The organism is Nannocystis pusilla (assembly GCF_020073745.1).
Lineage (GTDB): Bacteria > Myxococcota_A > Polyangia > Nannocystales > Nannocystaceae > Nannocystis > Nannocystis radixulma.
In genome coordinates this window covers 1-21496 of record NZ_JAIRAU010000037.1, presented here as the reverse complement: position 1 = coordinate 21496, position 21496 = coordinate 1, and the positions used below count along the sequence as shown (strand labels likewise).

The window sequence follows — 21496 nt, the reverse complement described above, 5'->3', positions numbered from 1 at the left end:
ACCGCGCCATGGCCCGCGTCCTCGGCATCTCCGCCCACTACCACGACGCCGCCGCCGCGCTGGTGGTCGACGGCGAGGTCGTCGCGGCGATCCAGGAGGAGCGGCTGTCGCGGATCAAGAACGACCCCGGGCTCCCGCTGGCCGCCGCCTTCGCCTGCCTGCAGCACGCCGGCCTGCAGCCCGCCGACCTCGACGCCGTCGCCTTCTACGAGGAGCCGTTCGCCAAGCTCGAGCGCGTGCTCGTCCACCTCCTGCGCCACCTGCCCCGCACCTGGCGGGCCTTCCCGCGCGCCCTCGCCGGCCAGCTCGGCAGCAAGATCTGGGTCCTCGATCACCTGTCCGAAGGGCTAGGTGTCGCCCGCGACCGCGTCGTCCGCTTCGACCACCACCGCAGCCACGCCGCCAGCGCCCTGCTCGTCTCGCCCTACGAGGACGCCGCCGTGCTCGTCGTCGACGGCGTCGGCGAGGCCCACGCCACCACGATCTGGGACGGCCGCGGCGGCCGCCTGCGCCTGCTCGCCAGCGTCGAATTCCCCCACTCGCTCGGCCTCCTCTACGCCGGCCTCACCGCCTACCTCGGCTTCGCCGTCAACGAGGGCGAGTACAAGGTCATGGGCCTGGCCGCGTGGGGCCAGCCGCGCCTGCGCGAGCAGTTCGCGAAGATCGTCCGCCTCACCGGTGACGGCGCCTACGAGCTCGACCTCGCCTGCTTCGCCCACATGAGCGACGCCGACCTCGGCTTCGGCCCCGCGCTCGAGCGCCTGCTCGGTCCGCGGCGCCCGCCCAACCGGCCGTGGGACTTCGAGCGCGCCGACGACCGCCACTACGCCGACGTCGCCGCCACCTTGCAAGCTGTCCTCGAGGACATCTTGCTCGCGCTCGCCCGCGAGGCCCGCGCCTTGACCGGCGCCGACCACCTGTGCCTCGCCGGCGGCGTCGCCCTCAACGCCCTCGCCAACGCCCGCATTCAGGCCGAGGCGGGCTTCTCTCGCGTGTTCGTCCAGCCGGCCGCGGGCGACGCCGGCGGCGCGCTCGGGGCCGCCTTGCTGGCCGCGCAGGAGCGCGGCGACCCGCGTCCTCCGCCGCTGCGCAGCGCCGCCCTCGGCCTGGCGATCGACCCGGCCCGCGCCCACGCGATCGCCGGCGAGCTCGGCCTCCCCGCCCGCCGCGTCGACGACCCCGCCGCCGAGGCCGCGCGGCTCGTCGCCGAAGGCCGGATCGTCGCCCACGCGCGCGGCCGCTTCGAGTGGGGCCCGCGGGCGCTCGGCCAGCGCTCCTTGCTCGCCCGCCCGCGCGACCCCGCCACCCGCGAGCGCATGAACCGGCTGATCAAGGAGCGCGAGCCGTTCCGCCCGTTCGCCCCCGCCGTCCTGTCCGAACGGACATGTGATTTCTTCACCGCCGGTCCCGACGACATGACCCCCTTCATGACCACCACCGCGCGCGCGCGCGACGACGTGCGCGAGCGCCTCGGCGCCGTCGTCCACCGCGACGGCACCGCCCGCCTGCAGACCGTCGCGGCCGAGCGCGCCCCCGAGCTGCACGCCGTGCTCACCGCCCTGGCCGCGCGCGGCGAGGACCCGGTGGTCCTCAACACCTCGCTGAACGGCGCCGGCGAGCCGATCGTCGCCGGCGCCGAGGATGCGCTGGCCTTCTGGTTGCGCCACGGCGTCGACGCCCTCATCGTCGAGGACCTGCTGATCGAGAGGCCCGCATGACCGCCCCGCTGCCCCGTCCGCCGCGCCCCGGCCTGCTGCGCCGCCTCGGCGCCCGCCTGCGCACCATCGCCGGCCTCGTCGCCCACTTCCTCCACCCCGCACGGTTCGTCCTCGCCCCGCTGCTGGTCGTCCTGCTGCTCGCCGGCGTCCTGTTGTGGCTCACCGGCGGCCTCGCCTACGTCGCCCCGTTCGTCTACACCCTGTTCTGATCCACGCGAGCGGGCCGGCCTCACAGCAGGCGGTAGATCGCATGGCGCAGCGGGCGGATCAGCTGGATCATCGCCTCGTCGCCCTTCAGCAGCGCCGCCGCGGTCAGGCACGCCTCGGCGAGCACCACGTCGATCAGCTCCGGGCTGAGCCCGAGGTGTTCACCGACCGCGCGCACCCGCAGGCGCTCCGCGCCGGACAGCCCGTCGAGCGCCGCCAGCAGCGTCCCGCCCGACAGCATGTACACCGCCAGCGAGCTGCGTGGTTGTACGATCTCCGCCACGTCCTCGGGGCGCACCGTCGACACGTCGAACTCGAGCAGGTGGCGCTGGGCCACCTCGGGCAGCCCGTGACGGTCCATCAATCGCTTGAGCCCCGTGACCTCCGCCCCGCTGACGCCGTCGGCCGCCGCCATGTACTTCGACAGCAAGATCAGGTGCAGCTCCGTCTCGACGTCGATATCCGCGCCCAGCCCGTGGACCGCGTGGTCGCGGACGCTGAGCTCCACGGCGCGGTAGGTCTCGTCGTCGAGGTCGTTGAGGAGCGCCTGGACCGACGCCAGGATCGGGTTCGGGTTCACGCAGATCCTCCGCGGCTCTGGTTTATAACCCACGCGATCGCCGGCAGCATTGAAGTCCTCCCCCTGCTCGGCGCGCGATCTCGGGCGGCGTCGTGGCGTGGCGACGAACGACGATCGCCAGTTCGCGTCCTCCTCGCGCTCAGCGCTTGAGCTCGAACCCCACGGGCGCGGGTGCGCGGCGGGCCGCTCCTTGCTTGCTCTCGAAGAAGGCCTGCGCCGACTTGTTGTCCGGGTCGATCCGCCGCACGCGCTCGTAGTATTCGGCCGCGCGGTCGTAGCGGGTCATCAGCTCGTTGACCTGGGCCAGGCCGAGCAGCGCGATCAGGTTGCGCGGATTGGTCGCTTGGATCAATTCCTCGTAGTACTTCTCGGCCTCGGGATAGTCGCCCATCGTCTGCAGGCCCTGGGCGAGGCAGCGCAGCGTCTCGATGTTGTACGGTCTCTCCGCGCGCACGGCTTGCAGGATCTTCACGCCGAGCTCCGCGTCGCGGGCCCGCACCTGGAAGCAGCCCTCCTCGACGCGCTCCTCGATCGTCTTCTTCGCCGCCTTCTTGATCCCGGTGTTGGGCGGCTTGTCGTTGGGCGGCTTGATGGCCGTGCCGTTCGCCTTCCCGGCCGTCTCGTTCGTGTCGGTGCCGTGGGGCGCTTCCGGAACTTGCGCGTCCGTCGTCGCCTCGCTCCCGGTCGTGTCGCCGCCCGGCTCGGCGCTCGACGTGGTCGCCTGGGCCGGGTTGGGTGGTTTCTCGCCGGTGATGCTCGGCGGCGTCGTCGTCTCCGCGGGGACCTTCGCGTCCTTCGTCTCGGGAGGAGGATCGTTCTTCGTCTCGAGGTGCTTCTCGTCCTGCTTGCTGTCGACCAGTGTCCTCGGCGCCTCGATCGCCGTCGGGTCGTCCTGCTTCTGCGCCCCCGGCTCCGAGCCGATCGCGGCCAGGTTCGGCCCGACGATCTGCAGCGCCAGCAGCACGAGCGCCGCGCTGGCGAACACCCCGAGCGCCGCGTACACCCCGCGGCCGGGCGCACGGGCGTGCGGCGGCTCCACCGGGAGCGGCGCGGCCGCGACGGTGCGCTCGTGCCTCGCCTCGCCGGCGCGCGCCGGCTGCTGTGGCGGCTCGACGTCGTCCTCGGCCAGCACGTCGAGCGCCATCACGGCCGCGGCGGCGCGCTGCGGCGAGGCGTCGTGGTCCTCCACCTCGCCTGCGGCGATCGTCGCGAACGCCGCCGTCTTCGCCCGCATTCTTTCGCTCACCGGCGCCGCCGCGGCTGCCGGCGCCGGCGCGACCACTGCCGGCGCGGCCGCGCCTGGCACCCCCTGCGGGGCCGCGGGCGCCGATTTCGTCGGCGGCCCCGTCTCCGACGGCAGGGTCGCGAGCATCGCCGTCCACGTCGGCGCCATCTGTTTCTTCGGCGCCGGCGGGGCCGCGGCCGGCACCACCTGCGCCTCTTCCTTCTCCGCCCACGCCGTCGCCAGCGCCTGGGTGAATTCGGCGGCCGACGTGAAGCGGCGCTCGATCTCCCACGCCACGCCTTTCTTGAGCACGTCCTTCATCAGCCCGCCGCAGTGCAGGCGGTCGATGAAGCGATCGGCGTCGCGGACCACCTCGAGCGGCAGCTCCGCGCCGTGCAGCCCGAACACCGCCGTCATCGCCAGCCCGTAGATGTCGGCGCGGTGGTCGGCGTCCTGCGGGCGGTTCAGCACCTCGGGCGCGGAGTAGATGAACGAGCCCATCGGCCCGGTGCGGGTCGTGCCCGACGCGTCCTGTTCGCGCACCAGGTCGAAGTCGGTCAGCTTGGCCGTGTCGGCCTCGCCGAGCAGCACGTTCGACGGCTTGACGTCGCGGTGGACCAGCCCGCGCTCGTGCGCGTGGGCCAGCGCCTGGCCGACGGCGAGGATGCCGGCGACCACCTGGTCGTGCGAGAGGCGGCGGTCGAGCACCGCCTCGTGGAGTGTCCCGCGGGACATGTACTCCATCACGAAGTAGTGGCGGCCCGCCTCCTCGCCGTAGGGCTCGATCACCTGGACGATGGCCGGGTGGCGCAGCTCCGACATCTTCCACGCCCCGCGGAAGAAGCGGTCGCGGCGGGTCTTGTCCTCGGCGAATTGTCCGTGCAGCACCTTGAGGGCCACCTCGCGCTTGGCTCGCTCGTCGCGCGCGTGCCACACCGTGGCGAACCCGCCCTGACCGATCTGCCCGATCAGGCGGTAGCGGCCGCGGGCCAGCACGTCGCCCTCGCGCAGCTGCGCGCCCTCGCGGAACTCGCGGCGCAGCGCCGCGATCTCGGCCTCGACCTCGGTCGTCTTCGAGCCCTCGTCCTCGAGCTGCTGGCGCTTCGACAGCGCCGCCTCGAGCTTGCGGCCGAGCGTCACCTTCGCGCCCGCGACCTTGAGGTCGAGCGGTCCGCCGGCCCCGAACACGCGGGCGTACACCTCGTTGCGGAACGGGTCCATCCCGCGGCACAGGCCCGTCAGCTGCAGCTCCTTGCGGTCCTCCTCGCCGAGCTCCTCGCCGTCGACCAGGCGGCGGAACAGCATCGCCAGGCGCGCGTCCTGGGTGACCAGGCGGAAGATGTTGTAGAAGTGGATGTTGCGCGGGCTCTCGGCGACGATCGACGTCACCACCGCGTCGACATCGCCGGCGTCGAGCTTCTTCTGGCCGCGGGCGGCGCGGCTCCACAGCGCCTCGAACACCAGCTGGCACAGGAACACCGAGCCGGCCGTCAGCTCGAACACGCGGGCGACCAGGTCGGGCCCGGCGAACGCGCCGGCGGTGGCGAGGTACGACGCCAGCTGGCTGACCTGGGCCGACGACAGGTCCTCGAGCGCGATCTCGATGGCGACGTTGAACGGCGACCAGCGCGGGTCGGAGATGAAGCGCGACGAGTGGGCCGCGCCGGCCAGCACGAAGGTCAGGCGCTGCAGCGCCGCCTCGTGGGCGCGCAGGTTGAAGAAGGTCCTGATCTTGCTGAAGATCTGCTCGCGGCACTCGACGTGGAGGAGCACGTCGATCTCGTCGACGAAGATCACCAGGCGGCCGGGGAACGCGGTCAGCCAGGCCGTGAACACCTCGCGCGGGTCGCCCTTGCCGATCGGCGCCGGGTCGAAGTTGGCGCTGCGGGCCACGTCGTGCAGGAACTGGCGCCAGAAGTCGTCGTACGAGCGGACCACGAACGGCGACAGGTCGACCAGCGCGCAGCGGAACTCCGGCGCCGGCAGCGACGACATCGTGCGCGCGATCAGGCTCGACTTGCCGCTCTGCCGCGGCGCCGCGAAGTACGGGTAGTACTGATTGTCGCGGATCTGCTCGACCAGCTCGGCGTCGGCGCCGCGGCGGATGTACGCCTTGCCCGCGAACGCGCCCGCGGCCCGGTACGGGTTCTCGACCGTCACCGGTAGCTCTCTTTCTTGCGCACCCGCAGCGCCAGGTCGGCGTCGCTCGCCCCGGCCGCCTCGTCCTTCCACAGGTTGAAGCACAGGCACTGCGCCGGCTTCGGCAGCATCTTCGTCCGCTCGTGGACCACCGCCCGCTCGCGCTCGACGACCGCGCGGGCGCGCGGCGAGAGCAGCGCGAGCAGCCGGCCCAGCTCCGCCTCCGTGAACGGCCGCAGCTCGACCTCCGGCCACTCGCCGAGGTTCGGGTTCGACAGCTCGAAGCTCGCCAGCACCTCGGCGATCGGGTCGCGCGTGGTCACCACCACCCGCATCGACCCCGCCAGCTGCGTGACCACGCGGTACAGCGCCGGCACGAACCGCTGCGCCACCTCCGGCGTCAGCCCGCCGAACTCGTCGAGCGTCAGCAACAGCGGCCGCTGCGCCGCCGCCGCCTGGATCTCGCGCCAGCCCTTGAAGCTCTGCCCGTAGGCGCGCCCGGCCTCGGCGAAGAACTCGTCGAAGTACAGGTTCACGTCGTCGACGCGCATCATCTGCAGGTCGAGCCGGCACACCGCCGCCCCGGTCCCGCTGCGCCACGCGCGGTCGGCCCGCAGCAGCAGGCTCGACTTGCCGATCGAGAAGTCGCCGCGGACCACCACGATCTGCGCGCCGTCCTCGAGCGCCTCCGCCAGCCCGGCGTCGGCCGCCCGCTCGACGTACGACGGCACCGCCAGCCCCAGCATGCCCGCCTTCTGAAACGGATTGGTCCCCGAGGACATGCTCGAAGCGACATGCCCATGAGAACCTGTCTCCGAAGGCATGCCCTGATCGACATGTCCCGGCGCGCAGGCGGCCTCGGCGTGGGTCCCGAGCACGTCGGCGATCGGCCCGGCGGTGTGCGACGACGCCGCGTCCGGATCGGCCGGCGGCACGATCGGTCGCAGCCCGCTCTCGCCGGCGAAGAACTGCCCGCTCGCGCCCGGACGCGAGCCGCTGTCGCCCGCGTGGTGCGCCCCGCTCGCGCCCGACCCCGCCCCGCTGTCGCCGGGTCGCGGCCCGCTGTCACCGGCGAGATGCGCCCCGCTCGCCGGCGCGCTCGACTCCGCCAGCCGTTCGGCCAGCCGCGGCAGGAACACGTGGGCGTCGATGCCCTTGTAGAGCATCACCCGGCCGATCTCGATCCCCGGGCGCAGGGCCTCGAGCAGGCGCCCCGACTCGCGCTGGATCACCGCCTCGTCGCCCGGGTAGAACGCCCACGCGATCTTGATCGGCAGCCCGCCGCGGATGGTCGCGATCAGCGAGCGCGTGAACACGTCGTCCCACCCGCTGTAGCCGAGCACCACCAGCGTGCGCGAGCTGATCAGCTGCGACAGCGACGCCGACAGCTTGGGCCGGTCCTGGCCCAGCTGCGACGGCGTGTGCAGCGTGTCGGTGCGGAACCAGTGGCCGTGGAAGTGCACCACCAGGCAGCCCTGGCCGTCGACGCCCGACAGGCTGCCGTCGCCGTGCAGCGCCGCCATGTACGCGCGCCCGCCGGCCCGGCGCACGCTGATCGACACCAGCGGGTCGAAGTTCGACGTCAACACCAGCGGCCGCGCCGTCGCCGGCGCGCGGGCCAGCACCTGCCCGAGCGCGTCCGCGGCCGGCGGCAGGTGCCAGCCGTCGACGTCGTCCTCGAGCGCGCGCCACTGCTCGTGGTCGTCGCTGTCCGCCGGCGGCCCCGGGAACTGCGGCGACGCCCGGCGCGCCTGCAGCACCGCCCGCCGGATCACCGCGTTGGCCACGTCCTGGTCGCGCGTGCGCAGCAGGTGGCGAAACGCCGCCTGGTAGCGGTTGTCCGGCTCCTTCTCGAGCGCCGCCTCGAACCGCTGCAGCTCGCTGGCCCGCTGGTACTCGCCGCGGATCAGCGCGATCACCCCCTCGACCCGCGGCACACCCGGCTCGTCGCCGCGGCTGGGCGCCGTGATCGCCGAGCCCACCAGGTACACCAGCTCGTGCGGCCGCGCCGAGAGTCGATCCAGCAGGTCCTCGTCGCTCGCGAACTCGAGCGCCATGCGTCCGGCGGAGTCGGGGGGCATCGTGTCTTCCGAGGATACCCCACGCCCGGCCGCCCGGCCCCGCATGACGACGGCGACAGCCTCGCTCGCCGCGAGCGCCCCGGCGCGACGCGCCGCTCGTGACAGTCTTGCTCGATTTCGCGCACCCCTCCACCACGTCAGCGGCCGCCTGCGCAGGAGCGTCGGTCACGGCTCGAATGGCCGCACTCGGTGTTGCTTCGCGGCGTCGTACGGTGATGGCGACCCTCGCTCACGGCAGGTCGGTGAGGTCGGCGGCGGCGTCGGGGTGCAGGATCCTGAAGCCCCACTTGTCGCGCTTGGCAGCGCCGGTGACCCTGCCGCCCTGGGCCCCGTACTCCCACGGGACGGCCTTGTACGCGAGGACCTCGAGCTGCGGGTAGACCTGGGCGAGGGCGAGCTTGGCGGCGTTCCACTTCGAGAGCGGGAAGTGAAGGGCAGGTGTGAAGATCATGTGCCCGGGATCGCTGACGGGGTCCTGTCCGGTGTCCACGTCGGCGCAGACCTTGACGACGAGCGCGGTCGCGTCGCGCACGAGGTCGACGCCGCCGAAGATCTGGCACTCGAACAGGAAGTCGCCTTCGGGGTAGTCGAGCTTCGTGCCGGTGCACGAGCGCTCGAGCTGCTCCTCGAGGTCGTCCTCGATGTCGTCGTGCTCGTCGCTGTGCAGCCAGCACACGCGACGCAGCACCCGCTCGAGCACCTTGAGCCGTGAGGACGCGGCCTGAGGCCCGTCGCCGTCCTTCTTGGTGTGACCGTACAGGAGGTCGTCGAGGAGGAGCAGCATGCTGCGGCGCGGCTGCTGCTTGTCGCCGAAGCAGATGATCCGCCGGTGCCGGACCTGCGCGGAGTCGTAGAGGAGGAAGTGATGGCCGTAGTTGTTGTTCGGCTCGGGGACGATCGGGTGGACGGCGAGCGAGGCGAACAGCGGCCGCCGCTGCGGATCGATCGGGAAGCAGTCGTACAGCCAGCGATCCTTGTGGTTGCGCCAGTCGAGGTAGTGAGCCGGCCGCGCGCTGGTGCCGTCGATCGCCGCGTAGTGCCGGCGGAGGCCGAGGAAGCTGTGGCCCTGAGCGAAGCCGTCGGCGGGGAAGACCTCGTCCCAGTCGATCGCCTGGAGGCTCAACGGGAAGAACCCCTTCGGCTCGACGGCCCGGTTCTGCGCGGCCTCGTCGATGAGGTGCTTCGTGAGGCCGGTGTCGAAGCACTGGTCGATCAGGAAGTCGTGCTGCATGGCGACGAGGACCTTGTCGACGAACCTGGAGACGTCGCGGCGAGAGCAGCCGGAGTCCGGCGGATCTTCGGGCTCGTCGGGCTCGGGGTCGGGATTCGGGCGGTCCGGCGTGGGGTGTGCGTGGAGAAGCGCGGTGAGCTTGTGGACGACGCGCCGCCGCACGACGGTCTCGCACGCGGATCGCTGGGCCTTCTGCGCTCGCAGGTGATCGAAGGTCGGGAGGTACTGCAGGTACCGCTTCTCGACCGCGTCGAGGAGGTTCTCGTTCTGCACGTTCTGATCGGGGAACCGCGGGTGCTGCGGGAGCTGATTGGCGGCGCGCCCGGGGTCGTGCAGGACGGTCCACAGGCGATCGAGCTCGTACTGGGCGGCGTCGCAGAACCCGTCGGCGACCTCGACGTTGCCGAACAGCGCGGTGAAGTGCGCCGCCGAGACATAGCCGAGCGCCTCGCCCGGCAAGAAGCCGCTCGCGCTGGCCGACCAGTGCCCCGCCCACGCGCTCTGCGGACGCGCGGCGAGGCGGACGTGGTAGAGGATGGTGGCGATCTCGAGGATCTCGCGCGCGCGCTGCCAGCCGCCGGCGTGGGCGAGCAGGTCGATGGCCGTCAACGTCGGCGACTTGAACCCCTTGAGGAAGTACTCGAGGTCGTCCCACGCGAGCGCCTCGAGGTACGGGTGCGTGACGAACAGCTCCTGCTCGATCTGCTGCCCGAACGCGGCCGCGATGTCGTTGCGGTGGTGCCCGAGCAGGGTGCTGGCGATCAGCCGGATCTGCCAGCGCTTGACCGGCTCGACGGCGGCATCGCTGGTCTCGGCCGAGTCGCCCCTGACCCGGCACTGGACGCGCTCCTGCGCGCTGAGGTGGGCGACGAGGAGGATCTTGATCGCGGTCGGGCTGTACTTGCAGGTCGGGTAGAGCCGATCGAAGGTCCGCTGGATCGTGCAGGCGTGCTTGGCGAACTGCTTGCCGTACAGCTTGGCGCGCTTGTTCTTGAGCTGATCGGCGACGTAGGGGCTGACCTCGCCCATGTACTTGAGGAGGAGCTCGCACGGGACCGGCGCGGGGCCGATCGAGGCGAGAAAGCGCTTGAACTTGCTGCTCGACTGACGCGGGACGTACACGTCCTGGACGCCCTGCGCGACCTCGTCGGCGACGGCGTGCTGGGTGCCGGGCAGCGGCCCTTCCTCCCACATCGCGCAGCGGAAGCACATTTCGACGGCCGGGCTGCGGCAGATCGAGCAGCGGGTGCAGGTGCGGCGGCCGTTGGCGAGGTCGGCGTTGCACTGATGACAATGCGGCATGAGCGGTCACCGGGGGCGAGCGACGCGGAGATCGTCGTCGTCGAGGTCGCCCTCGTAATCGTCGTCGCCGAGGAAGGCCTCGGGCCCGGCGAGCGCGGCGGCGGACACGACGGGGGCAGGTGCGGGGGCGGGTGCGGGTGCGGATCGAGGGGGTGGCGCCGCGTCGCCCTCGTCGTGGTCGTCGACGTACGACGGCAGGTCGCCGCGGCGATCGTGCAATTGCTCGAGCGCGCCGCGCGTGGCAGCGTCGAGCACGCCGGTGTCTTCGAGGCCGAAGCGGAGCTGGAATTGGTCGAGCGCGAAGCGCAGGACGGCGGGGTCGCGCTCGTCGACGTCGCGCAGGAAGCCGAGGTTGTGCAGGCGCTGGCGGGCGCCGAGCATGTCGTCGCCGCGCAGGGACGCGCCGGCCTCCGGGAGCTCGTCCGCGGGCGGGAGCGGCCGCAGCGCGCCGAAGTGCAGGCGGTAGCGCGTGGGATCGCCGGCGAGCTCGAGGGTGCCCGCGCGCGCGTCGCTGGGCAGCCAGATCTCGAGCACGCCGTCATCGTCGGTCTCGCCGACGACGCGGGCGCCGGGCCGCTCGATCACGAAGCCGATCCGCGCCCGTGGCTCGCCGGCGGCATCGTAGATCTGCAGGCGAAACTTGGTGGGCACGCCCTTGCGCACGAAGCGGTGACGGGCGTCGACGGCACACTCGACCTTCTTGAGCCGGGGTTCGGGGAGCACGAGCCGATCGCCCGGAGCGAGGATGTTGGGATCGCCCCGCCGACGCCGTAATTCGGCGTTGTCGCGGTGCTGCCAGACGGCGTCGGGCAACAGGCCGTGGGCGACGGCGACGCTGTCGACGCATTCGCCGGGCTGAATCACGTGTGTCCGCGGCATGAACCTCGGCAGGCGAGATTAGCGGTTGTCGGCGGCGCTTGGGAGGGGCGAAGACACGCCGCGGGTGATCGCTCGCTGTACGGCGGCCGAAACGGCCGATGCGCAGCGGGACGATCGCGACTTCTGCATGCTCACGCGCAGAGTGATTTCCCGCCCACCTCCGCGATAGACCTCGCGTGCGACGACCGCAGCGAGCGCGGGCGCGCGCGACGGCCACACCTCGCCCTCCCGGTAGTCTGGGGGTCGCACACCTCTCACCGGCCTCTGCATCGGTCGACCTGCCGCCGCGCCTGGCATCATATGTCTCGAAGGACATCCGAACATTCATCCGGTCGTCCGGCGGCTCGCCGGCTCGCGCCGAAGCCCCCTGCACAGCACGGTTCGCACCCTCGCGAGGACCTCGAACTCGGCTTCGCCGGTCGAACCTCCGCGAACGCCGCATGACGTGCCGGACCCGCGTATGATGCTACGTTCGCCGCGATGACTCGCCTCGCCGTCGTGTCCCTCGCCCTCCTCCTCGCCGCCTGCAGCGACGGCCCTGCCACGTCGACCGAGGCGAGCGGCACCGATCCCGGCACCTCGAACACCCCGCAGACGACCGGCGCCACCGACGACCTCGCGCCCACCGGCACGACCACGAGCACCGCCGGCGATCCGACGACCACCGGCCCCGGCGATCCCGTCACCACCGCGACCACCGGCACCACCGACGACCTCGTCACCACCGGCGATCCGCTCACCGGCACCACCACGACCGCCGACACCGACACGACCACCGAACCGCCGCCCGAGCCGATCTGCACCGACCCGCCGGCGTGCGGCGACGTCGAGGCCACCGCGACCGAGCACCGGCTCGAGCTGCTCGACGGCTGCGCCTTCGCCCTCAAGCCCAACAACTTCGCGGCCGGCATCGCCCGTGCCGACGCCCTGCTCGCGCGCGCCGGCACGGCCGTGACGATCGACGACGTGCTCGGCCAGCTCAACCGCGAGGGCGTCCCGGGCCTGTCGGCCTACCAGGCCGACCGCATGAAGAACCACGACTACACCGGCTTCCGCTGGAACGACGGCGACGGCGCGGTCAACTACTGGTACCCGCAGGGCATCACCGGCTCGAGCGACGCGCGGGCCGACGGCAAGGTCAGCGGCAGGCGACTGCTGCTGGTGTCCTGGTACCACAAGATCGACCGCGAACCCACGGATCCGCCAGCCAGGGGCGTGCGCCTCAGCCTGGTCGACATCACCGACCTCGACGCGATCCGCTACCGTCACCTGCTGCTCGTCACGCCGACCGGCGACGGCCCCGACGTCAACTTCGCGGCCGCCAACACCAGCTCGGGCAACGCGCTGCACGCCGGCGGCATCGTCTGGCTCGGCGACCGCCTCTACGTCGCCTCCACCTCGGCGGGCTTCCGCGTCTACGACATGTCGCGGATCTTCGAGACCACCGCCAGCGACGACGACACCAAGATCGGGATCTCCGGCGGCGAGGTCAACGCGCACACCTATCGCTACGCGGTGCCGGAGATCGGCCGTTACTCCCTCACCGACGAGTCGTGCCCGCTGCGCTTCTCCGCCGTCGCGCTCGACCGCACCGCCGACCCGCCGGTGTTCGTCACCGCCGAGTACATGACCGACCTCACCGGCCGGCTCGCCCGCTGGCCCGTCGACCTCGACAGCTCCGAGCTCGTCACCAACGGCGGCACCGTGTTCGCCCGCGACGCCGCCCTCGCCGGCCAGTCGCGGATCCAGGGCGCCGTCACCCACGAGGGCGTCTATTACATGTCGTGCTCGAGCCAGGCCTCGCAATGGGGCCGCCTCTACCGCAACCTCCCCGGCTCGATGAGCGAGATCACCGCCTGGCCCGACGGCCCCGAAGACCTCTACGTCGAGCGCGACCTCAAGCTGATCTGGACCGCCGCCGAACACCCCAACAAGCGCGTCAACGTCGGCATCCCGATGCAGGGCTACTGATCGCCGGACTCGCCACGACTTCAGCGTCAGCATCGCCCGATCACCCTGACACGATTGTCGCAGTGACCGTCGCTTCTGACACTGCGACGGCGGTCGGTGTTTCAGCGCGCTGGCCCTCGTGCGCCCGCGGGTCCGCACGGCCGCGTCACTTTCCCGGCCTCGGCGCGCTGCTACGCTGACGCGCATGTCCTTACGCCCTATCGCTCGTCATCTCGCTTATCTGGCCGCCACACCGCTCGCGCTGTGGTCCCTCGGCTGCAACGACGAGAGCCACTGCGTCGCCGCCGGCACGCGAATCGCCACACCGCGCGGTTGGGTCCCCGTCGAGCAGCTCCGGCCCGGCGACGCGCTGTTCGCCGTCGACACTGCCACCGGCGCGTTGATCCCCACCACCCTCACGGCCGTGCGGACCGCCCGGCGCGAGTGCGTGAAGCTGGTCAGCGGCGCGCACGAGCTGCGCCTCACCTCCGATCACCCGATCTACGCGCCGCGGCTGGACGGCTTCGTCGAGGCCGGTCGGGCCGCGCTCGGCCAGGTCGCGGCCGTGTGGATCGTCGACGCTCCGGGCCCGGACGCGCGGGCCCGCGAGGCCCGCGTCGACGGGCGGCACCTCCACGCCGGCCTGCACGACGTCTTCGACCTGACCGTCGACGGCGAGCACCCCACGTTCGTCGCCGAGGGCTTCGTGGTCCACAACAAGTCGACCTGCGCCTACACCACCTGCGGAGACGAATTTCCGGGCACCACGGGCACCACCGAACCGGTCGATCTCTCGACCTCGACCAGCGAGACCCCGACCGAAGGCACTACCGACACCACCGACACCACCACCGGCGAGCCCGTCGCCGATCTGTGGAGCGCGGCCTTCGGCGCGGCGCACCGGAGCTTCCGCGGCCAGGTCGTGGCCGCCGGCGCCGACGGCCACGCCGTCATCGCCGGGATCTTCGGCGGCCCCGTCGACTTCGGCGGCGGCCCGCTGGGCAGCGCGGACGCCGAGGGCATCTACCTCGCCCGGTTCGACGACACCGGCGCCCACCAGTGGAGCCGCGAGATCGAGGGCATCGCTGCGAGGACCGCTCGCCTGTCGAACGTGAAGGTCGCGGTCGATCCCGCGGACGGCAGCGTCGTCCTCGCCGCCTCGTACATCGGTGACCTGGAGATCGACGGGACGACCCTCGAGTGGGTCGAAGGCAGCGAGACCGTGGGCGACGTCGAGCAGCCGACCGCCGACGCGTTCATCGCCCGCTTCGACGCCGCGGGCTCGCTCACCGCGCTCCGCCGCTTCGGCGACGCCGGCGACGAGCGAGTCGCCGCGGTCGCCGTCGGACCGACGGGGACCATGCTGCTCGCCGGCGACTTCACCGGATCGATCGACCTCGGCAACGGCGCGATCGCCAGCGCCGGCGCCGAGGATCTGTTCCTCGTCCGGCTCGACAGCGCGGGCGTGCCGCAGTGGCGCGCCACCTTCGGCGGTCCGCTCGCGGACACGCTCCTCGACGCCACCGTCGACCCGTCCGGCAACGCCTCGCTGGTCGGCTTCTCGCAGGACGCGATCGACCTCGGCGGCGGCCCGCTGGCGCCGATGGAGGACGCGCCCGCGTTCGTCGCCCAGCTCGCCTCGAACGGGTCGCACCGCTGGAGCGCCCGCACGGCGCCGCGAGAGCAGCCGCACGCGATCGCGGCGTCGGCCACCGGCGAGGTCCTGATCACCGGTCGCGCCTTCGCCGGCGACGACGCCTCGGAATTTCAGCTGTTCGTCACGCGCCACGGCAGCGACGGCGCCGTCCTGTCCGCCGTGAAGGCGGAGCCCGCGGCGACCGGCGTGTCGCAGGGCGCGGCAATCGCCTTCGATTCGAAGGGCGGCGCGGTCGTCACCGGCGAGTTCTCCGGCACCGTCGACCTCGGCGGCGGCCCGCTGGCGAGCGCCGGCGACAGCCTCGACGTCTTCGTCGCCCGCTTCGACCCCACCGGCGTCCACACGGCGAGCGTGCAGTACGGCGACGCCGCGGCCCAGGGCGGCCTCGACCTCGCGCTCGGCCCCGACGACCACGTGCTGCTCACCGGGCACCTGCGCGGCAGCATCGACCTCGGCACCGGCGTCCTCACCCAGGCGGGCGACGACGACGTGTTCGTCGCCGAGGTCAACCCGTAGCCGCCCCGATCCATGAAGGCGGCCCGCGGCGGACGAGTATGGACCGTAAGGCCCATGGGGCCTGCGGTCCCCTGTCTGACGGGCATGTCGCCGCGCGCTCGTGGTCCTGCTCATGCACGGGCACGTCGCCGCGGGATCGCGGTCGTGCTCATGCCGTCCGGGGCGCGTTATCCTCGCCGGATGATGCGGCCGCTCTCCTCCGTGCTCGCCCTCGCTGCCGTCCTCGCCTGCGCGCCCGAGGCCACCTCCCCGTGTTACGCGCCAGCATCCTACAGCTACCGCGGCGAGGTGCGGTCGGTCGGCCAACTCCCCGGCGTGGCGTACCGGGTGCTCGCGCTGCCCGGCGGGCGCGCCCTCGCGATCACCGCCGACCTGGACCAGAGCCCGTACCGCTTCGAGGCCTTCACGATCGATCCGGCCGGAGGCGCGGTGGAGTCGGCCGCCGCCTGGCAGAGCGATCTGGGCGAGGTGATCCGTCTGGACGACGGTCGCATCATGTTCTTCGAGGACTTCGCCTGCCGCTATTTCCTCATCGACCTCGACGAGCCCGCGACCGTGACCCCGCGGACCTGCGACTTCGAGGACATGCGGGTCACGCTGTTGTGGCAGGCCTCCGGCGCCGAGGTGTTGCTGTTCGGCGAGTATTTCGGCGGCGGCTCCGGCGGCGGCGCCGTGTTCAGCCTCGACCTCGCCACGGACAAGGTGACGCGGCTCGCCACCCAGCCGACCGAGCACGCCTTCGGCACTCCGCCGCGCGAGCCGTTCCCGCTGTGCGACGGTCGCCTGGTGTTCCCGCACACCATGCTCGACGGCGGCGACTTCATCGATGACGCCCCGGCCGTGCATTACTACGACCCGGCCGAGAAGGAGCTCACCAGCCTCGATCTGTCGTTCGCGCCCGAGCGCGCGGCCCAGCTCGACGCCAAGACCGCCCTGCTGCTCGGTCACGACGACGACCGGGCGCTGCTCGCTCAGCTCCTCGATCTCGAGGCCGGGACCCTGCGCCCGCTGACCGCGCCCGACGAGGAGCTCGACACCATGTTCGACGACACAGTCGTCGGCCTCGCCGACGGCACCGCGCTCGTCACCGGCGAGGACGGCGCGATCCTCGTCTTCTCCCCGGAGACCGAGCGCTTCGCCCCGCAGAGCGCGCGCTTCGCCGGCGCCGCGCGGCACCTGCTCCGACTGAGCACCGGTCCGGTCCTGGCCTTCACCGACGCAGACAACCAGATCGACATCTACGAATAACTGCCACCATTCAGGCCCGCCGCGCGGCGACGTGATGCGAGCCCGAGAGTGACGACATTCAGCGAACCGCCGAAGTACATGCACCGCCGCACCGGCTCATGTCCGACCGGTCGCTTCCGCCGGCGAACGGATGTCGCCCGACCCCGCCGGCTCGACGAGGCGGACGTGCACGGCTCGGTCGGCTGTGGACCCATGACTATCTTCAGCCCGGCCGGCACGCCGGATCCGGCGCCCCCTCGTTTCTGCCGAGCCTGCTCTGGCATTAGGTGAATCCCCCATAAATTTTTCGGTCGTCCGCTAGCCGTCGGGACGACCCTGTTCATTGTTTGCGCACCGTCGGCAATGCTGCGACGGCACCCCCACTCAAAACTCGGAGATGAATCGAATGTTGCTCTTCAGCTGCTTCCAGACCGTACTGTTCGGCGCCATGGTCGCTTTCACCGCCCCGGAGGGCCCGGACGAAGCCGTCGAGGCCGCAGTCGTCGAGGCCGACGCCGACACGCTCGAGACGCGGTCGAATCCCTGGTATCCCTGCTCGGCCGGCGACGGAGAACTCCTGGCGTACTTGCGGGTCTCGGACTTCAGCCCCGACATCTGCGAACGGATGGTGACCAATGAGCCGGATACGGAGGGGCATGTCTCCTGCTACGACTTGAGGGACTCGCTGGGTTGCAGGAAGATCATCCCCTACTAGCCGGTTCTCGACCTTCGACGGTCGGCTTCGCCGCGTCGCGCGGACCGGTGGACTCGACCACCGCGCCGAAGCCGGCCCGCGACGTGCAGGTCATGCTGGAATTCGGCCGCCTCCGCGAGGCGCCACTACCCCCAACACGGAGATGAATCCAATGTTGCATTTCGGTTGCTTCGCCGCTGCGCTGTTCGGCGCCGCGGTTTTCGTCGCCCCTGAACCCCCTGTCGAAAACATCGACGCCGCTGCCCCCGCGATCGCTGGGGAGGGCGATACGGAAGCGGGCCCCTGGTACCCTTGCTCGGCCGGCGACGGGAGGCTCCTGGCGTACGTCCGGGTTTCGGCGCTCACTCCAGAGATCTGCGAGCGAAGGGTGACCGACACTCCGAATGCCGAGGGGTACATCTCGTGCTACGAGTTGAAGGACTCGCTCGGGTGCACGGAGATCATCACTCGGTAACCACTCCGACGCAGGGCTGTCGACTCGGTGTTGCTCGTCACCCGGACGCGCCTCCATGCCTCGAGGCAGCGCTGCCGGGGTCAGGGCCCGATCGCGCTGGACCGACACCGCCTGGACCGCTGCCACGTCGCGCGGGAAGGCGGTGAAGGGCCGTTCCTGTCCCGCGAGGCCTGTCCCGAGGGACAGCCTCAGTTCGCCTCGGCGCCGGCCAGCATGTCCGCGACGATCGCGTCGGCCGCGGCGGCCGGGTCGGGCGCGCCGAGGATCGGCCGGCCCACCACCAGATACGCCGCCCCGTCGGCGATCGCCTGCCCGGGCGTCATCACCCGCTTCTGGTCGCCGACGTCGGCCCCCGCGGGGCGGATGCCGGGCACCACGCAGGCCAGCCCCGGCGCCGCCGCGCGCACGCCGGCCAGCTCCTGGCCGCTGCAGACCACCCCCGCGCAACCGGCAGCGCGGGCGATCGCCGCGCGCATCGGCACCAGCTCCGAGGGCGTGCGGGTGTGTCCGGCCTCGGCGCAGGCGGCCGCGTCCTGGCTGGTCAGCACCGTCACCGCGAGCACCCCGAGCTCCGGGCCGGCCTCGGCCACGCACGCCTTGAGGTGGGCCAGGCCCGAGCCGGCGTGGACCGTGATGAACCGGCAGCCGAGCGAGCGGGCCGAGCGGATCGCGCCGCACATCGTGTTGGGGATGTCGTGGAGCTTGAGGTCGAGGAAGATCTCGAGCTCGGGGACCTCGCCGCGGAGGCGCCGCACCACCTCGGGGCCCTCGGCCACGAACAGCTCGAGCCCGACCTTCAGCATGCCGACGTGGCCTTGCAGCAGCTGCGCCGCCGCCACCGCCGCGTGGGCGTCGGGCACGTCGAGCGCGACGATCAGGCGGCGGCGCATTTCGGACTCGGAGGCGACGGGCAGCGGCATGGGCGGCTGTCTAGCAAGCGCGCCGCGGGTGTTGCAAGCTCGGCGGCGTGCGCGAAGATCCGCATCGAGACCTGTTCGACCTCCTCGAGGACGGCGTCCGCGCCGGAGTCTATCCCGGCTGCGTCGCCCTCGTCTGGCGCGACGGCGCCGAGGTCTACCACGAGGCCCACGGCGACCTCGCCAGCCGGGAGGGCGCGCCCGGCTACCTGCGCGCCGTCTCTCGCGACACCGTCTACGACCTCGCCTCGCTGACCAAGGTCCTCGCGACCACCAGCCTGGCCGCCCTCGCCGTCGCCGAGGGCCGGGTCGAACTCACGAGCCCGGTCCCGGCCGAGTGGGATCGCGCCTGCCCGGGCGCCACCCTGGCCCACCTCCTGTCCCATAGTTCAGGTCTGCCCGCGCACCGCGAGTACTTCCGCGACCTCAAGCCCGGCCGGCCCGAGCGGGTGCTCGAGCGGATCGCCGCCACCGCGCCCGAGTACCCGCTCGGCAGCAAGGCCGTCTACAGCGACCTCGGCTTTATCATCCTCGGCGCCTGGCTCGAGCGGCTGTGGGGTCACCCGCTCGACCGCCTGTTCGACGACAAGATCGCCTGGCCGCTCGACCTCCACCGCGGCGACGTCCCGCGCCTCGGCTTCCACCGGATCGTCGGCGCCCGCGGCCCCTCGGCGGCGCAGCAGTACAAGGTCGCCCCGACCGAGGTCTACGACCCCGCGCTGCATCCTCAGGGCGTCCCCAGCTGGTTCGCCTGCCGCGCCCCCGTCCGCTGCGCCCACTACGAGGTCCACGACGACAACGCCCTCGTCATGGGCGGCGTCGCCGGCCACGCCGGCCTGTTCGGCGACGCCGCCGCGGTGCTCGAGCTCGCCCGCGCCTGGCTCGAGTGCACCCTCCCGGGCCTGCACCCGACATTGCGGGATGTCTTTTGGACCCTGTCCGATGTGCCAGGTTCCACGAGACAGCTCGGCTGGGACGGCCCCAGCCCCGACGGCAGCGGCACCTCCGCCGACGCGCTGTCGCCCGGCGCCTCCGGGCACACCGGCTTCACGGGCACCAGCCTGTGGATCGATCGCGCGCCGCCCGACGGCCGCGGCCCGCTGATCGCCGTCCTGCTGAGCAACCGCGTCCACCCGACGCGCAACGGACCGCCGATCCTGCCGGTGCGCCAGCAGTTCCACCGCCTCGCCGTCCGCCTGTAGCGGCGAGGCCGAGGCGATGGGGCGCCGTCGCGCGCACCCCCGCGGCCGCGGCCGGCGCCCTCTTCACCCCAGGCCGCGGGCGTGCGATCCTCCGCGCCACGATGCCCGTCCGCCGCGCCGTCCCGTTCCTGCTCGCCCTCTCACTCACCACCGCCTGCGGCGGCGAGGCCAAGAAGGCCGAGCCCGAGGTCAAGGCCGAGGAGCCGAAGAAGGCCGAGGACGACGCGATCGCCAAGCGTCGGGCCGAGCGCGAGGCCAAGGCCAAGGCCGAGAAGGACGCCGAGGACGCGCGGATCGCCGCCGTCGACGCCCTCGCCGTGCTCCCGCCCAAGCTGCCGAAGGACATCAAGAAGGCCTGCGACGCCGTCGCCGACGCGCAGCTCAAGTTCTTCGAGCGCATGTTCGAGGGCCCCGAGCTCGAGAAGCTCAAGGCCGCCCAGGGCACCCAGCGGCCGATGACGATCAACGGCTGCACCGGCCTCGGCAGCATCGAGGCCGCCGCCTGCCAGGTCGCCGCCCTCGACGCCGCCACCGACAAGACCCTCAAGTCGTCGATCTCCGACATCATGCGGGTCTGCATCGAGAAGTACGCCAAGCCGGCCGGCTAAACCCTGCGCGCCCCTCGCCCGCAGAACCGACGACGCCGGTCCGTGCGGGCGTATCTCAGGCGGCCGACGTCCCAGCGACGCGTAGGAGGTTCAGACGACCGTCGCCACCCACAGCGTCGAGCTCGGCCGTCGGCCGCTACCCCGCGACGGAGACGCGGTCTCCGTGGCCCTCGGACTTGCGAGCGATCTCGTAGCGCAGCTCGAGGAAGGGCAGGCCGAACACCATGAATCGGTGGAAGGCTGCGATCGCGTCGCCTTCGACCTGCAGGCTCAGCTGTTCTTTCATCGTTCGCACCCGGCGGACCCACGCTTCGCCGGGTTTGGCGAGCACCGTGAAGTAGAAGCCAGGATCGCCGAAGCGACGGCCGTCGCTGACGAGCGACAGCCCCCCGTTCGGATCGGCCCGTGGCCGCAGCACGACGATCGCGTTGCCGTTGGGCAGCGGAAAGACCACCTTGATGCATGGCCCCGCATGGCCGGGGATGATCGTGGTACCGTACTCGCCGACGAACGCGGGGCGGCCGGTCTCCACCGCCGTTCGGACCCACGCGGTGTGGCGCACCTGCCCCGTATCGTCGACGAGTCGCACGATCCGGCTCTCGAATCCGCCGCGGAGCTCGCGCTTCGACAGCGGCATGTTGAGTTGCGCGAGCCGGCGCGCGAACATCCGCGCGATCGACCAACCGACCGCGCGGAACGGACCCGACCAGCGACTCTCGATCCGCAGGTCGTACGCCGCGGTGTGGGCGTAGAAGTCGTGGATCCTCGGATCCACCGCCTGCGGATCGAAGCCCGGTCCGGCGAGCGCGGCGAGCCCGTCGATGAGACCGTCGTCGGGGCCGGGCGGCAGCACGCGCATGCCGTTCGACTCGCCCCATCGCGCGAAAG

Annotated in this window: 15 protein-coding genes; 8 read left to right on the top strand and 7 right to left on the bottom strand. The window is 72.0% G+C overall.

Annotated features, from left to right (window positions below):
* Nucleotides 1-8: 8 nt before the first annotated feature.
* A complete protein-coding gene (locus K7C98_RS27320) occupies nucleotides 9-1718 on the top strand; it encodes a carbamoyltransferase family protein (RefSeq protein ID WP_224194722.1) in 1710 nt (569 codons plus the stop codon).
* A 65-nt stretch (nucleotides 1719-1783) separates the two neighbouring features.
* On the top strand, nucleotides 1784-1927 hold the full coding sequence (locus K7C98_RS27315) for a DUF5989 family protein (RefSeq protein WP_431312841.1): 144 nt from the start codon (nucleotides 1784-1786) through the stop codon (nucleotides 1925-1927).
* 20 nt (nucleotides 1928-1947) lie between these two features.
* Here the strand turns inward: K7C98_RS27315 and K7C98_RS27310 are convergent, their stop codons facing one another.
* The 5 genes from K7C98_RS27310 to K7C98_RS27285 all read right to left on the bottom strand — a co-directional run bounded on the left by K7C98_RS27310 (nucleotide 1948) and on the right by K7C98_RS27285 (nucleotide 11362).
* Nucleotides 1948-2505 carry a hypothetical protein gene (locus K7C98_RS27310; protein ID WP_224194720.1) on the bottom strand — a complete coding sequence of 186 codons (558 nt, stop codon included), beginning with the start codon at nucleotides 2503-2505 and terminating at the stop codon, nucleotides 1948-1950.
* 139 nt (nucleotides 2506-2644) lie between these two features.
* A complete protein-coding gene (locus K7C98_RS45055) occupies nucleotides 2645-5890 on the bottom strand; it encodes a protein kinase domain-containing protein (protein ID WP_346660304.1) in 3246 nt (1081 codons plus the stop codon).
* Nucleotides 5887-7950 carry an SIR2 family protein gene (locus K7C98_RS27295; protein ID WP_224194719.1) on the bottom strand — a complete coding sequence of 688 codons (2064 nt, stop codon included), beginning with the start codon at nucleotides 7948-7950 and terminating at the stop codon, nucleotides 5887-5889. The genes K7C98_RS45055 and K7C98_RS27295 overlap by 4 nt, the downstream gene beginning before the upstream one ends.
* 229 nt (nucleotides 7951-8179) lie before the next feature.
* Entirely contained in the window at nucleotides 8180-10483 is a 2304-nt protein-coding gene (locus tag K7C98_RS27290) for a hypothetical protein (RefSeq protein ID WP_224194718.1), read from the bottom strand.
* 6 nt (nucleotides 10484-10489) lie between these two features.
* The gene (locus K7C98_RS27285) at nucleotides 10490-11362 is read right to left on the bottom strand and encodes a peptidoglycan-binding domain-containing protein (protein ID WP_224194717.1); all 873 of its coding nucleotides are present in this window, start codon (nucleotides 11360-11362) and stop codon (nucleotides 10490-10492) included.
* Nucleotides 11363-11842: 480 nt separating this feature from the next.
* Here K7C98_RS27285 and K7C98_RS27280 point away from each other — a divergent pair, with 480 nt between their 5' ends.
* The 4 genes from K7C98_RS27280 (at nucleotide 11843) to K7C98_RS27265 (ending at nucleotide 17427) form a co-directional block, all read left to right on the top strand.
* A complete protein-coding gene (locus tag K7C98_RS27280) occupies nucleotides 11843-13333 on the top strand; it encodes a hypothetical protein (protein ID WP_224194716.1) in 1491 nt (496 codons plus the stop codon).
* A 184-nt stretch (nucleotides 13334-13517) separates the two neighbouring features.
* On the top strand, nucleotides 13518-15485 hold the full coding sequence (locus K7C98_RS27275; protein WP_224194715.1) for a Hint domain-containing protein: 1968 nt from the start codon (nucleotides 13518-13520) through the stop codon (nucleotides 15483-15485).
* A 183-nt stretch (nucleotides 15486-15668) separates the two neighbouring features.
* Nucleotides 15669-16733: a hypothetical protein gene (locus tag K7C98_RS27270; protein WP_224194714.1), complete on the top strand. Its 1065-nt coding sequence runs from the start codon at nucleotides 15669-15671 to the stop codon at nucleotides 16731-16733.
* 427 nt (nucleotides 16734-17160) lie between these two features.
* Entirely contained in the window at nucleotides 17161-17427 is a 267-nt protein-coding gene (locus K7C98_RS27265; RefSeq protein ID WP_224194713.1) for a hypothetical protein, read from the top strand.
* 642 nt (nucleotides 17428-18069) lie between these two features.
* Here the strand turns inward: K7C98_RS27265 and pyrF are convergent.
* Nucleotides 18070-18801 carry an orotidine-5'-phosphate decarboxylase gene (gene pyrF / locus K7C98_RS27260; protein ID WP_224194712.1) on the bottom strand — a complete coding sequence of 244 codons (732 nt, stop codon included), beginning with the start codon at nucleotides 18799-18801 and terminating at the stop codon, nucleotides 18070-18072.
* A gap of 47 nt (nucleotides 18802-18848) precedes the next feature.
* On the opposite strand from pyrF, the gene K7C98_RS27255 reads away from it, so the two are divergent.
* Together K7C98_RS27255 and K7C98_RS27250 are read left to right on the top strand one after the other, a co-directional pair.
* Nucleotides 18849-20000 (top strand): serine hydrolase domain-containing protein, encoded by a 1152-nt coding sequence (locus K7C98_RS27255; protein ID WP_224194711.1) that lies wholly within the window; start codon nucleotides 18849-18851, stop codon nucleotides 19998-20000.
* A gap of 101 nt (nucleotides 20001-20101) precedes the next feature.
* Complete coding sequence (locus K7C98_RS27250) at nucleotides 20102-20608, top strand: hypothetical protein (RefSeq protein WP_224194710.1); 507 nt, start codon at nucleotides 20102-20104, stop codon at nucleotides 20606-20608.
* Between the two features lie 136 nt (nucleotides 20609-20744).
* Here the strand turns inward: K7C98_RS27250 and K7C98_RS27245 are convergent.
* Nucleotides 20745-21496, bottom strand: a 752-nt coding sequence (locus K7C98_RS27245; protein WP_224194709.1) for a hypothetical protein, incomplete at its 5' end; no start/stop codon positions are given.